This window comes from Staphylococcus lloydii, assembly GCF_015775975.1.
GTDB classification, from domain to species: Bacteria; Bacillota; Bacilli; order Staphylococcales; family Staphylococcaceae; genus Staphylococcus; species Staphylococcus lloydii.
The window spans coordinates 1,758,908-1,771,895 of the sequence record NZ_CP064056.1 but is presented as its reverse complement, the minus strand read 5'-3'; the positions used below and the strand labels follow the sequence as shown (position 1 = coordinate 1,771,895).

Here is a 12,988-nt window from a genome sequence, read left to right as displayed (position 1 = left end):
TTTAAATTATTAAGCGCACAAATGGAGGAGTAGATTAAAATGGGAATTAAAAATAAAGTTACAAATAAATTAACTAATAAATTCGGTAATAAAGTATTAAATATTGAAGAAATTGATGCTAAAAATAATTTACCAACAACTAATGACGAAATTGCAAATCGTAGAGAACGTGCAGAAGCACTAATTAGAAAAAAAGCTATATTATCGTCTAGTGTCAGCATTGTACCAATACCAGGTTTAGATTTTGGTGTGGACTTGAAGTTAATGAGAGACATTATTGAAGATATTAATAAAATTTATGGTGTTGATCATAAGCAAGTTAATAATTTAGGTGATGATGTAAAAGAACGTATTTATACGGCTGCTGCAATTCAAGGGAGCCAATTCGTTGGTAGAAAAGTGTCTAGTACCTTATTGAAAGTAGTAATTAGAGATGTGGCTAAACGTACAGCTGCTAAACAAACAAAGTGGTTCCCTATAGTAGGGCAAGCTATATCTGCGTCAATTAGTTATTATTTCATGAAAAAAATAGGGCAAGATCACGTAGAAAAATGCGAAAAAGTAATTCGCTCAATAATATAAAGAAATTTTTAAGTCGTAGCGCTTTCAAAAAACAGGGAAATAATCGCTGATTATTATCATGTCTAGGGCTTAACGAATTGAATTTATATAATTTTTTTGGTAATGTAAACGTATAAAACTATGTTAAGTTTTATAATAAACTAACAATTCTAACTATATGAAGGAGATTTACACATATGGAACAAAAATCTTACGTAATTATTGATGAAACAGGTATTCACGCACGTCCAGCAACGATGCTTGTACAAACTGCTTCAAAATTCGATTCTGATATTCAATTAGAATACAATAGCAAAAAAGTAAACTTAAAATCTATTATGGGTGTTATGAGTTTAGGTGTAGGTAAAGATGCTGAAATCACAATTTATGTAGATGGTAGCGATGAAGCAGAAGCAATTGATGCAATTACAGAAGTATTATCTAAAGAAGGACTTACTGAATAATTATGACTAATTATATTAAGGGGATTGCTGCTTCTGATGGTGTGGCAATAGCTAAGGCTTATTTACTAGTTGAGCCAGACTTATCATTCGACAATGAGAAGATTGCTGATGCATCTGCTGAAGTAGAAAAATTTCAAAAGGCTATCAATACATCTAAAATTGAATTAACTAAAATTAGAAATAATGCTGAACAAAATTTAGGTGCTGATAAAGCAGCTATTTTTGACGCGCACTTATTAGTTTTAGATGATCCAGAGTTAATTCAACCAATCGAAGACAAAATTAAAAATGACCAGGTTAATGCACCTACAGCGTTAACTGAAGTTACAGACCAATTTATCGCTATCTTTGAAGGCATGGACAATGAATACATGAAAGAACGTGCTGCAGATATTCGCGATGTGAGAAAACGAATTTTAGCAAACTTATTAGGCGTTGAATTACCAAACCCTAGTATGATTGATGAAAGCGTTGTTATAATTGGTAATGATTTAACACCTTCAGACACTGCGCAATTAAATAAAGAATTTGTACAAGGTTTTGTTACTAATATTGGTGGCAGAACTTCACACTCTGCTATTATGAGTCGTTCTTTGGAAATTGCTGCTGTTGTAGGTACTAAATCAATCACTGATGAAGTTCAACAAGGTGATATGATAGTCGTTGACGGTTTAACTGGGGAAGTTATTGTTAATCCTACTGATGACGAAGTTATCGCTTATCAAAATAAACGTGAACGTTTCTTTGAAGATAAAAAAGATTTACAAAAGTTACGTGATGAAGAGTCAGTAACATTAGACGGTAATCATGTAGAATTAGCAGCTAATATTGGTACGCCAAACGATATTAAAGGTGTATTAGAAAATGGTGCTGAAGGTATTGGTTTATACCGTACTGAATTCTTATACATGGGTAGAGACCAGTTGCCAACTGAAGATGAACAGTTTGAGGCATACAAAGAAGTAATTGAGTCAATGGAAGGTAAAAGAGTTGTCGTGCGTACATTAGATGTAGGTGGCGATAAAGAACTTCCTTACTTAAACTTACCTGACGAAATGAATCCGTTCTTAGGTTATAGAGCAATTCGTTTATGTCTAGATCAACCAGATATTTTCAGACCACAATTACGTGCTTTATTGCGTGCTTCAGCGTACGGTAAATTGAATATTATGTTCCCAATGGTTGCAACTATTCAAGAATTCCGCGATGCTAAAGCATTATTAGAAGAAGAAAGAGCAAACTTAAAACAAGAAGGTGTTGAAGTTTCTGATGATATCGAATTAGGTATCATGGTAGAAATTCCTTCTACTGCTGCTTTAGCAGATGTCTTTGCTAAAGAAGTTGACTTCTTCAGCATTGGTACTAATGACTTAATCCAATACACTATGGCAGCGGACCGCATGTCAGAACGTGTTTCATACTTATATCAACCTTATAACCCTGCGATTCTTCGTTTAGTTAAACAAGTAATCGAAGCTTCACATAATGAAGGTAAATGGACTGGTATGTGTGGCGAAATGGCTGGAGATGAAATTGCTATTCCATTATTATTAGGTTTAGGATTAGATGAATTCTCTATGAGTGCTACTTCAATCTTGAAAGCACGTCGTCAAATCAAAGAATTAAGTCAGTCTGAAATGCAAGAATTAGCTAATCGTGCAATTAATGCAGCAACTTCAGAAGAAGTTCAAACATTAGTTAAACAATATACTAAATAGTAAATTAAAAGAAGTTTATTAAGTGTAGCACTTAATAAACTTCTTTTTTTATTCAATATTTAGTTCAGCGTTGATTTTGTCCATGTCAATTTGGTACATAGGCTCATTATTTAAAAGAATAAATGGTGTTGCAAAAGCATCATAATCTATCATTTCGTTGCGATATGTTGAGTTTAAAGAAATGTTTTTCTCAGTATAATCAACATTTTTTTCAGTTAAATAATTTTTAATAAACGTGCAAGGTGGACAATCATTTTGTGAATAGATAATAACATTAGACATTTAATACAAAATCCTTTCAAAGTGAAATACTATTTCATAATATAAGAGATACAACATAAGAAATCAAGTTTGTGAACTGTCTGTGACACGTCATTAATTTGTCAATTTTCAAATGAACCATAACAATTCCATCCATGAAAACAGCGAGTTATAATAAAAATATATTGTGATTTTTGTCACAAATTCAGGAAAAAGGTGATTTTATGGATTCAGTAGAAATAGCGCGTTTCCTCACAGGAATGACGCTAGCCGTTCATATAATTTTTGCGACGATTGGTGTTGGAATGCCTTTAATGTTTGCAATTGCAGAATTCTTAGGAATTAAAAAGAATGATCCAAGCTATACTGCATTAGCGAAACGTTGGTCAAAAGGTTATACAATCACTGTCGCAGTCGGCGTTGTGACAGGAACAATTATCGGATTACAGTTGTCACTACTATGGCCGACATTTATGCAAATGGGTGGCCACGTTATCGCGTTACCACTATTTATGGAAACATTTGCATTCTTTTTTGAAGCTATCTTTTTAAGTATTTATTTATATACTTGGAATAGATTTAAAGGTAAATGGACACACGTCATTTTAAGTATACCAGTGATTATTGGTGGTTCATTCTCTGCATTGTTTATTACGTCAGTAAACTCGTTTATGAACACGCCTGCAGGGTTCCAAGTTAAAGACGGTAGAATGGTAAATGTTGAACCTTGGGCAGCAATGTTTAATGCATCATTTTTAGTGAGATCATTTCACGTAGTTGCTACTGCACTTATGACAATGGCATTTATATTAGCAGCCGTAGCGGCATTCAAATTGTTGAAAAATAAAGTTAGTAAAGATGCAGAATATCATAAAAAAGCACTAAAAGTAACGATGATTTTAGGCTTAGTATTTACTTTAGGTTCAATGCTCGCTGGAGATTTATCGGCTAAATTTTTACACAAAGTGCAACCAGAAAAATTAGCAGCTTATGAATGGCATTTTGATACGGGTTCAAAAGCCGATTTAGTCTTTTTCGGTACACTTAATGAACACACGCAACAAGTAACAGGTGCAATTAAAATACCTGGCTTATTAAGCTTTTTAGCAGACGATAATATAAACACTAAAGTAAAAGGCTTAAACGATTTTCCTAAAGCTGACTTACCACCACTCATCGTACACTATTTCTTTGACTTGATGGTATCGCTCGGCGTATTTTGTTTCATCATTTCTGCAGCTTATGTAGCGACGCTTATCTTTAAAAAGTTACGACGCTTCATGCATGCTAAACCGATGCTATACGGTATATTACTCACTGGACCTGCAGCGATGTTAGCCATTGAGTTTGGTTGGTTCTTAACAGAAATGGGACGTCAGCCTTGGATTGTTAGAGGTTATTTAAAAGTTAAAGAAGCTGCAACGCAAGCCGGTGGTTTAACGTTTGTTACTATCTTGTTTGCATTACTTTATATTGTACTGATAGTAACATCGGCATACGTGCTAATAAGAATGTTTAAAAATAAACCTGCTTATAAAGATGTTGCTGCAGTTTCTAAAGAGAGAGGTGAGCAGTAATGATATTTTCTTATATTGGAATAATCGTCTTATGGTTATTTTTGTTTTGCTATATTATTATTGCATCAATCGACTTTGGCGCAGGTTTCTTTGCATTACATGCTAAGATTACAAATCAAGATAAAAAATTAAATCATTTAATTTCTAGATATTTAAATCCTGTCTGGGAAGTAACAAACGTATTCTTCGTATTCTTTTTCGTAGGAATGGTAGGGTTCTTCCCAGAATCAGCATTATACTTTGGAACAGTATTATTAGTCCCAGCATCCATTGCATTAGTATTGTTATCGATAAGAGGTGCGTTCTATGCATTTGAAAACTATGGTCAAGATTCAAAACTACCATGGTTAGTATTATATGGATTAACAGGATTATTTATTCCAGCATCATTAGCCACAGCAATGACTATTTCAGAAGGTGGATATATTACTAAACATGGTTCAAGTTTTGACTTGAATTGGACTGAATTATTACTAAGTCCATTTTCTTGGTCAGTAGTATTTTTAGCAATCATAACTGTACTTTATATATCTTCTGGATTTTTAACATTTTATGCCGATAGAGCAAAAGACACTAGAGCATATAAACTATTAAGATATTGGTTCCTTTTCTGGGGACCACCGATGATTGCGATATCTTTATTTGTCTTTTTATCATTAAGAGTGCAAAATGAAACGCATTTTCTATCAGCAGTCCTTAACTATTGGTGGTTATTCTTACTCAGTCTGATTTGCTTTATAGTAGCTATGTTATTAACACTACTTAAAAAAGCACATGGTTGGGCATTTATCATGGTCATATTCCAAATGGGCTTTGCCTTTTTCGGATATGGCGCTAGTAAACTCCCATATATTTTATATCCACAAGTGCAATTCGAGCACGCAGTGGTAAATGATAGTATGGCGATGGCATTAACAATTGCATTTATTTGTGGTTTACTTTTATTGATTCCATCGTTAATATTATTATTGAAATTATTTGTTTTCGACAAAGAATATGTTGAAGGCAAAAAGTCTCAATATTAACAAAAGGGTGAGAAGGGTTAGCAAATTGTTTAACAATGTGACCCTTTTCGCACCTTTATTTTTTAATGGAGGACGCATATGGATAAAGAGTATGTGGTTATAGGATTAGGCCGTTTTGGCGGTAGTATTGTTAGAGAATTAAATGCATTAGATATGGACGTTATGGCAATCGATAGTAATGAAGCACGTGTGAATGAGTATAGTGAGATTGCTACTCATGCAGTAGTTGCTGATACAACTGATGAAGCCGTAATGAAAAGTTTAGGTATTAGAAACTTTGACCATGTAATCGTCGCGATTGGTGAAAATATTCAATCTAGTACATTGACGACACTTATTTTAAAAGAGCTAGGTGTTAAAAAAGTAACAGCTAAAGCACAAAATGACTACCATGCGAAAATTTTAAATAAAATTGGGGCGGATACAGTTGTTCATCCAGAGCGTGATATGGGTCGTCGTATTGCTCATAACGTAGCAAGTGCGAGCGTATTAGATTACCTAGAATTAGCCGATGAGCATTCTATTGTAGAAATCAAAGCAAGTGAAAAAATGGCAGGTAAAACGATTATTGAATTGGATATTAGAGCTCAATTTGGTATTAGTATTATAGCCGTTAAACGTGGTAGAAATATATTAGTTTCTCCTGATCCGAATGAAAATATAGAAATCGGCGATATCTTAATAATGATTGGTCATGATAATGACTTAAATCGTTTTGAAATGAAAGTTGTAAGATAAATTTATGCGATTTTAAAGCGTGTTGGATGTTAATTCGACACGCTTTTTGCTATCAAAAAAGGAGTATAACTATCTGATGCAGATAGCTATACTCCTTATATATTTGTTAAAATATTCAAATGCTATTTTGATTCTGTGTCATTTTGTTGTTTCTGAGGTTTTGCGTTATTATCTTTTGCTGTTTTTTTAGCATTTGAAGATTTACGTTCTTTTTGTGGTTTACTAGAATTAGCGTTGCCATCTTCGTCCTCGTTTACCTTCATAATTACAGGTAAAATCATTGGTTTTCTTGCTGTCTTTTCGTATAAATAAGGTTGTAATGTTTCGATGATTGAAGACTTTATTTGATGCCACTGTATTGAATTATTTTGATTTAATTTTGAAATAACGTCTGTTTTAATTCTGCGTTGTGCATCGTAAATTAATTGACCTGATTCACGCATGTAAACAAAGCCACGTGAAATAATGTCTGGTCCAGATAGTAGTTTGTTAGTTTTGAAATCAATACTAACAACTACGATCACTAAACCTTCTTCTGATAATAATTTACGGTCACGTATAACGACGTTACCTATGTCGCCGATACCACTACCATCAACTAATACGTTACCTGATGGAATACGACCAACTTTGCGAGCAGAATCGTGTGTGAGTGCTAAAACGTCGCCGATATCGAAAATAAAGACATTTTCTGGTGCAACGCCACATTCAATACCTGATTGACCATGTGCTTTAAGCATACGGTACTCACCATGGATTGGTAAGAAGTATTTTGGTCTAATTAAACGTAACATTAATTGTTGATCGCCTTGTGAACCGTGACCAGAAGTATGAATATTAGATACTTTATTGTGAATAACTTCTGCACCAGCACGGTATAATGAATTGATTGTACGGTTAATACTTTTCGTATTACCCGGAATAGGTGATGAGCTGAATACAACAGTATCTTCAGGGATGATCTTTATTTGTTTATGTGTACCGTTAGCTATACGTGATAAAGCAGCCATTGGCTCACCTTGAGAACCCGTACATAAAATTAATAATTCGTGTTTAGGAATACTATTAATTTTATTTGGTTCTACAAAAGTTTCTGGTGGTGCTTTGATATAACCAAGTTCCATACCAATTTTGATATTATTTTCCATTGAACGACCAAAAGTAACAATCTTACGACCATACTTAATAGCGGCTTCAACAGCTTGTTGAACACGATAAATATTAGATGCAAAAGTCGCAAAAATAATACGGCCCGTACAATTTCTAAAAATTTTATCGACATTTTGTCCTACTTCACGCTCACTTAAAGTGAAGTCAGGTACGAGTGCATTTGTAGAATCAGAAAGCAGACATAATACACCTTCGTCACCTAATTTAGCCATTTTCCCAATATTAGCTGGTTCGCCAACAGGTGTGAAATCAAATTTAAAGTCACCAGTATGAACAATATTACCTTCCGGTGTATTAACAATAACGCCATAAGCTTCTGGAATACTATGCGTCGTTAAATAAAATGAAATTTCAAAATGTTTTGATTTAATAACACTTTCTTCAGTTATTTCTATTAATTCTGTTGTTCTTAATAAATGATGTTCTTCTAATTTATTTCTAATTAATCCTAAAGCTAATGGACCACCGTAAATAGGTACATTAATTTGTTTTAACAGGTAGGGCACACCACCTATATGGTCTTCATGTCCATGCGTAATAAATAAACCAACGATTTTATCTTGGTTTTGTTCTAAGTACGTATAATCAGGAATGACATAATCTATACCTAATAAATTATCGTCAGGGAATTTAATACCTGCATCAATAATGACGATTTCATCCTGATACTCGACAGCATAAGTGTTTTTACCTACTTCACCTAAGCCACCAAGTGCATATACAGCTACTTCATTTTTATTGATTTGCTTCATTATTCAGCTTGCTCCACATTAAAGTGTTCTGATTGTTTTTCGTATTCTAAATGTGTGCCCTCTAATTTAGTAATAAATTCAATGTTGTAATTACGATCTTTTAAATAACGTCTTACTTGTTCTTCAGTTTGTGCTTCTACGTAAATTGTTTGTGTGTTCTCACGAACTACCACTTCGTCTTTATTGTGTTGATAAAATACTTTAAATACTGCCATTATCTATATTTCCTCCTATTGCTATCTCTATATATTTAATATTATTGAATAAAAACCCTAGTCGAATACACATACAAAATGAACGGCATCATATTTGTAAAATAGGCAAAGTTTCTGAATATAAAAGAACATACAAGCTTTCTGCCCAGTATGTTTCTAGGGAAGTTAATTTCGTTCAGTATAAGAATAGATGTAATCAATATTAATCTAATTCTAGTTATTTCCTATTTTACATGATGTTAATGAATAAATAAAGCAGTTTATCATGAGCAACTAACTATTATTTATGTTTTAAATTAATGTACTTCTTAAACTTATAAATGATAATAATCTGAAAGTTCAGTTGATTTTTAATATTAGTCTTGAGTAAATGTGGAAATTTATTTATTATGAAATAATATAACTCATAGGAGAGTAGTAAGTGAAAGTAGTAGTTGAAATTCGAGACAAAATAGAATTTAGGTGATTAGTTTGGATCAAACAAGTAGAATTATTGAAGATGTGAAACGTGAAAAACAACGAGATGACAAAATTTTTAAAGGCGTTACGTTTGAAGTGAGAACTGAACAAGTAATTATGTTTTTTAATTATGAAGAGATTGTCGATACGCAAAAGGATGATCAATATTTTATTAAACATAATCACGACCCAGAATTTATTGATATCCAAGAATTAAATGCGTTAAAGAAAAGTTTAGATGAATTACATATATCTTACAGTGAACGACGAGACGATTTTATGTAAACGTAAAAAGAGAGGAATTACAAAAGTAATTCCTCTCCTTTTTTAATTAAACTTCAACAGCATCTTGATGAGGTTGTAATGGATTGTTTTGATCAATATGATCATAAAACATAACGCCGTTAACATGGTCAATCTCATGTTGGACGACTATTGCTGGATAGCCTTTAAGTCTTAATTTTACTTCTTTGCCATCCATATCTGTTGCTTTTACCGTAATTCTAAATTTACGATGTACTAAGCCAGGTATATTTTCATCGACGCTAAGACAACCTTCACCTGTTGGTAAATAAGCTTCTTGAACACTATGACTTATGATTTTAGGATTAACTAAAGTTAAGTCATATGCTTTGCCATTACCGTCATCAGGGAGATAAACGGCTATCATTTTTTTGGAAACATTGATTTGAGGTGCGGCTAATCCGACACCTGAGCGTAGCCCATATTTGTTAGCTGTTTCTTCATCTTGACTATTAATTAAAAATTCTCGCATTGATTCTAATGTTGAGCGGTCTTCATCTGACAATGGTAAATCAACATCTTTAGCTTTTTCACGCAAAGTTGGATGACCGTCTCTTATTATGTCTTTCATTGTTAACATTTACTTACACCTTCCTTACTTTCACTATACCAAATTTGAATAATTAAAATACAGTAATCTATTTGATTTATAATATAATATTATATAATATAACACACACATAGAGGAGGAATTAGCTTAATATGAAATTAAAACATGGAATCGGTGTCGCATTAGCTTCGACAATTCTACTAGCTGGTTGTACTACCGATAAAGGCGAAATGAAAGCATACAATAATCAAATTCAAAAAGCTTTTGATGATGAAAAATCTATTAACACATCTAGTAAAAAACTAAATGATCTTGAACAGAAGAAAAATAAATTAGTGCAAAGTTTAAAAGGGAAAGACGAAGATAAAGAAAAAGAGATTGCTAAAAAAGTAATAGATAATACGAAAGAAAGACAACAAACTTTCAAAGACGAAGAAAATGCAATGGACAAATCTCATCAAGATTATAAGAAAGCTTCTAAACACATTGATAAAATTGGAAATAGTAAAAAACAACGTGAAGTTAAACAATTAGATGATGCATTAAAAGAAAAATATAAAGCACATGAAAAATACGCAGATGCATATAAAAATGTAATGAATAAAGAAAAAGATATGTTTGAATATGCTTCAAAAGGACAACCTTCACAAAGTAAAATCGATAAAAAATCAGAAGCTATTTCAGGTGCATATAAAGATATGAATAAACAATTTAAAAAATATTCTAGTGCAATGAAAAAAGTAAAAGAAGAAAAACAAGATGTCGATAATTTAATGTAATTTATGAAGCAAATAATGCTGGAGAAATGATTGCGCTTACATTCACAGTGGTGAGTGACGCTATTTGACGCTTTTTATCTACTAGTACAGTCATAGATTATATATTGGTACAGTTTTGAAACTGTACCTTTTTGTTGTATAACAGAACTTTTTTTAATTGTTTAACAGTGAAACAGTTTTGTGATACAATGTGATAGGATAAAATGAATTTCTATTATACGGGAAAGGTATGGTGAATTGAATGGCTCCGAAATTACAAGCCCAATTCGATGCAGAGAAAGTATTAAACGATACTCAATCTCAGTTTGAAATGATTCAAATTTTGGATGAAGACGGTAATGTTGTTAATAACGATTTAGTACCAGATTTATCAGATGAACAATTCGTTGAATTAATGGAGAGAATGGTTTGGACACGTATTCTTGACCAACGTTCTATTTCATTAAACAGACAAGGACGTTTAGGTTTCTATGCTCCTACAGCTGGACAAGAAGCTTCACAATTAGCATCACAATACGCATTAGAGAAAGAAGACTTTATTTTACCAGGTTACCGTGACGTACCACAATTAATTTGGCACGGCTTACCTTTAACTGAAGCATTCTTATTCTCAAGAGGCCACTTCAAAGGAAATCGTTTCCCTGAAGGCGTAAATGCACTAAGCCCACAAATTATCATTGGTGCACAGTATGTTCAAACTGCTGGTGTAGCATTAGGTATTAAAAAACGTGGTAAACAAGCTGTTGCAATTACTTATACTGGTGACGGTGGTTCTTCACAAGGTGACTTCTACGAAGGTATTAACTTTGCTTCTGCTTATAAAGCACCTGCAATTTTTGTTATTCAAAACAATAACTATGCAATCTCTACACCTCGTAGTAAACAAACAGCTGCAACATCACTAGCTCAAAAAGGTATTGCTGTAGGTATTCCAGGACTACAAGTCGATGGTATGGATGCTTTAGCAGTATATCAAGCTACTAAAGAAGCTCGTGACCGTGCAGTAAATGGTGAAGGTCCAACGCTTATCGAAACTATGACTTATCGTTATGGTCCACATACAATGGCTGGAGATGACCCAACTAAATATCGTACTTCTGATGAAGATTCTGAATGGGAGAAAAAAGATCCATTAGTCCGTTTTAGAAAATTCTTAGAAAATAAAGGTTTATGGTCTGAAGACAAAGAAAACGAAGTAATCGAACGCGCTAAATCAGATATTAAAGCAGCGATTAAAGAAGCAGACAACACACCTAAACAAACTGTTACAGATTTAATGGAAAACATGTACGAAGACATGCCTCAAAACTTAGCAGAGCAATATGAAATTTATAAAGAGAAGGAGTCGAAGTAACCCATGGCACAAATGACAATGGTTCAAGCGATTAACAATGCGCTTAAAACTGAATTACAAAACGACGAGAACGTTTTACTTTTCGGTGAAGACGTTGGTGTTAATGGTGGGGTTTTCCGTGTAACTGAAGGGTTACAAAAAGAATTCGGCGAAGACCGTGTTTTCGATACACCATTAGCAGAATCAGGTATCGGTGGTTTAGCATTAGGTTTAACTTTAGAAGGTTACCGTCCTGTAATGGAAATCCAATTCTTAGGTTTCGTATTTGAAGTCTTTGATGCTGTAGCGGGTCAAATAGCTCGTACTCGTTTCCGTTCTGGTAACTCTAAAACTGCACCAGTAACAATCCGCGCTCCGTTCGGTGGTGGCGTACATACACCTGAATTGCACGCAGATAACTTAGAAGGTATTTTAGCTCAATCTCCTGGATTAACAGTTGTAATTCCTTCAAATCCATACGACGCTAAAGGATTATTAGTTTCAGCAATTAGAAGCAATGACCCAGTCGTATATTTAGAACATATGAAATTATATCGTTCATTCCGTGATGAGGTACCTGAAGAAGAATATACAGTTGAAATTGGTAAAGCCAATGTAAAACAAGAAGGTACAGATTTAACAATTATTGCATACGGTGCAATGGTTCAAGAATCACTTAAAGCTGCAGAAGAGTTAGAAAAAGATGGACATTCAGTTGAAGTCATCGACTTACGTACTGTTCAACCAATCGATATCGAAACACTTGTTGCATCAGTTGAAAAAACTGGTCGTGCAGTAGTAGTTCAAGAAGCACAACGTCAAGCTGGTGTAGGTGCTACAGTAGCTTCAGAATTAGCAGAACGTGCTATCTTATCATTAGAAGCACCAATCGCTCGTGTTGCTGCGGCAGATACTGTATATCCATTTACTCAAGCTGAAAATGTTTGGTTACCTAACAAAAATGATATCTTAGAAAAAGCTAAAGCAACATTAGAATTCTAATTAATACATTAGTCAGAAGTAGTTGAATGCAAATTTCTCTACTTCTCTCTAATGTTTTATAAATGAAATATGTTAAGCTAT

The 12,988-nt window shown here is 33.4% G+C and carries 14 protein-coding genes; 10 read left to right on the top strand and 4 right to left on the bottom strand.

Translation table 11 applies throughout. The annotated features are described in order from the left end of the window. Nucleotides 1–39 precede the first annotated feature (39 nt). The 3 genes from ISP08_RS08605 to ptsP all read left to right on the top strand — a co-directional run bounded on the left by ISP08_RS08605 (nt 40) and on the right by ptsP (nt 2,743). Nucleotides 40–582: a DUF697 domain-containing protein gene (locus ISP08_RS08605; RefSeq protein ID WP_195718351.1), complete on the top strand. Its 543-nt coding sequence runs from the start codon at nt 40–42 to the stop codon at nt 580–582. Nucleotides 583–758: 176 nt separating this feature from the next. Then, nucleotides 759–1,025: a phosphocarrier protein HPr gene (locus ISP08_RS08600; RefSeq protein WP_048794214.1), complete on the top strand. Its 267-nt coding sequence runs from the start codon at nt 759–761 to the stop codon at nt 1,023–1,025. 2 nt (nt 1,026–1,027) lie between these two features. Then, entirely contained in the window at nt 1,028–2,743 is a 1,716-nt protein-coding gene (gene ptsP, locus ISP08_RS08595) for a phosphoenolpyruvate--protein phosphotransferase (RefSeq protein WP_048794213.1), read from the top strand. Nucleotides 2,744–2,791: 48 nt separating this feature from the next. Here the strand turns inward: ptsP and ISP08_RS08590 are convergent, their stop codons facing one another. Further along, on the bottom strand, nt 2,792–3,025 hold the full coding sequence (locus ISP08_RS08590; RefSeq protein WP_195718350.1) for a glutaredoxin family protein: 234 nt from the start codon (nt 3,023–3,025) through the stop codon (nt 2,792–2,794). Between the two features lie 203 nt (nt 3,026–3,228). Between ISP08_RS08590 and ISP08_RS08585 the strand changes: the two genes are divergently transcribed. The 3 genes from ISP08_RS08585 (at nt 3,229) to ISP08_RS08575 (ending at nt 6,344) form a co-directional block, all read left to right on the top strand. Continuing rightward, nucleotides 3,229–4,581, top strand: a complete 1,353-nt coding sequence (locus ISP08_RS08585; protein ID WP_195718349.1) for a cytochrome ubiquinol oxidase subunit I — start codon at nt 3,229–3,231, stop codon at nt 4,579–4,581. Next, on the top strand, nt 4,581–5,606 hold the full coding sequence (locus tag ISP08_RS08580; protein ID WP_195718348.1) for a cytochrome d ubiquinol oxidase subunit II: 1,026 nt from the start codon (nt 4,581–4,583) through the stop codon (nt 5,604–5,606). The genes ISP08_RS08585 and ISP08_RS08580 overlap by 1 nt, the downstream gene beginning before the upstream one ends. A gap of 78 nt (nt 5,607–5,684) precedes the next feature. Next, nucleotides 5,685–6,344: a potassium channel family protein gene (locus ISP08_RS08575; RefSeq protein WP_048794209.1), complete on the top strand. Its 660-nt coding sequence runs from the start codon at nt 5,685–5,687 to the stop codon at nt 6,342–6,344. Nucleotides 6,345–6,466: 122 nt separating this feature from the next. Here ISP08_RS08575 and rnjA read toward each other — a convergent pair whose 3' ends face one another. Next, nucleotides 6,467–8,266 (bottom strand): ribonuclease J1, encoded by a 1,800-nt coding sequence (gene rnjA / locus ISP08_RS08570; protein ID WP_195718347.1) that lies wholly within the window; start codon nt 8,264–8,266, stop codon nt 6,467–6,469. Beyond that, complete coding sequence (locus ISP08_RS08565) at nt 8,266–8,481, bottom strand: DNA-dependent RNA polymerase subunit epsilon (protein ID WP_048794207.1); 216 nt, start codon at nt 8,479–8,481, stop codon at nt 8,266–8,268. The genes rnjA and ISP08_RS08565 overlap by 1 nt, the downstream gene beginning before the upstream one ends. A 471-nt stretch (nt 8,482–8,952) precedes the next feature. On the opposite strand from ISP08_RS08565, the gene ISP08_RS08560 reads away from it, so the two are divergent. Continuing rightward, nucleotides 8,953–9,225, top strand: a complete 273-nt coding sequence (locus tag ISP08_RS08560) for a hypothetical protein (RefSeq protein WP_195718346.1) — start codon at nt 8,953–8,955, stop codon at nt 9,223–9,225. 46 nt (nt 9,226–9,271) lie between these two features. Here ISP08_RS08560 and def read toward each other — a convergent pair whose 3' ends face one another. Continuing rightward, nucleotides 9,272–9,823: a peptide deformylase gene (def, locus tag ISP08_RS08555; protein WP_195718345.1), complete on the bottom strand. Its 552-nt coding sequence runs from the start codon at nt 9,821–9,823 to the stop codon at nt 9,272–9,274. A 122-nt stretch (nt 9,824–9,945) separates the two neighbouring features. Between def and ISP08_RS08550 the strand changes: the two genes are divergently transcribed. The 3 genes from ISP08_RS08550 to ISP08_RS08540 all read left to right on the top strand — a co-directional run bounded on the left by ISP08_RS08550 (nt 9,946) and on the right by ISP08_RS08540 (nt 12,907). Then, complete coding sequence (locus ISP08_RS08550) at nt 9,946–10,572, top strand: YkyA family protein (protein ID WP_195718344.1); 627 nt, start codon at nt 9,946–9,948, stop codon at nt 10,570–10,572. A 241-nt stretch (nt 10,573–10,813) separates the two neighbouring features. Next, on the top strand, nt 10,814–11,926 hold the full coding sequence (gene pdhA / locus ISP08_RS08545; protein WP_195718343.1) for a pyruvate dehydrogenase (acetyl-transferring) E1 component subunit alpha: 1,113 nt from the start codon (nt 10,814–10,816) through the stop codon (nt 11,924–11,926). Nucleotides 11,927–11,929: 3 nt separating this feature from the next. Beyond that, nucleotides 11,930–12,907, top strand: coding sequence for an alpha-ketoacid dehydrogenase subunit beta (locus ISP08_RS08540; RefSeq protein WP_048794202.1), 978 nt, complete (start codon nt 11,930–11,932; stop codon nt 12,905–12,907). Nucleotides 12,908–12,988: the final 81 nt, after the last annotated feature.

Bases quoted from the DNA above. Each gene is read 5' to 3' on its own strand.
- ISP08_RS08605 (WP_195718351.1), top strand. From the start codon at position 40: ATGGGAATTAAAAATAAAGTTACAAATAAATTAACTAATAAATTCGGT.
- ISP08_RS08600 (WP_048794214.1), top strand. From the start codon at position 759: ATGGAACAAAAATCTTACGTAATTATTGATGAAACAGGTATTCACGCA.
- ptsP (WP_048794213.1), top strand. From the start codon at position 1,028: ATGACTAATTATATTAAGGGGATTGCTGCTTCTGATGGTGTGGCAATA.
- ISP08_RS08590 (WP_195718350.1), bottom strand. From the start codon at position 3,025: ATGTCTAATGTTATTATCTATTCACAAAATGATTGTCCACCTTGCACG.
- ISP08_RS08585 (WP_195718349.1), top strand. From the start codon at position 3,229: ATGGATTCAGTAGAAATAGCGCGTTTCCTCACAGGAATGACGCTAGCC.
- ISP08_RS08580 (WP_195718348.1), top strand. From the start codon at position 4,581: ATGATATTTTCTTATATTGGAATAATCGTCTTATGGTTATTTTTGTTT.
- ISP08_RS08575 (WP_048794209.1), top strand. From the start codon at position 5,685: ATGGATAAAGAGTATGTGGTTATAGGATTAGGCCGTTTTGGCGGTAGT.
- rnjA (WP_195718347.1), bottom strand. From the start codon at position 8,266: ATGAAGCAAATCAATAAAAATGAAGTAGCTGTATATGCACTTGGTGGC.
- ISP08_RS08565 (WP_048794207.1), bottom strand. From the start codon at position 8,481: ATGGCAGTATTTAAAGTATTTTATCAACACAATAAAGACGAAGTGGTA.
- def (WP_195718345.1), bottom strand. From the start codon at position 9,823: ATGTTAACAATGAAAGACATAATAAGAGACGGTCATCCAACTTTGCGT.
- ISP08_RS08550 (WP_195718344.1), top strand. From the start codon at position 9,946: ATGAAATTAAAACATGGAATCGGTGTCGCATTAGCTTCGACAATTCTA.
- pdhA (WP_195718343.1), top strand. From the start codon at position 10,814: ATGGCTCCGAAATTACAAGCCCAATTCGATGCAGAGAAAGTATTAAAC.
- ISP08_RS08540 (WP_048794202.1), top strand. From the start codon at position 11,930: ATGGCACAAATGACAATGGTTCAAGCGATTAACAATGCGCTTAAAACT.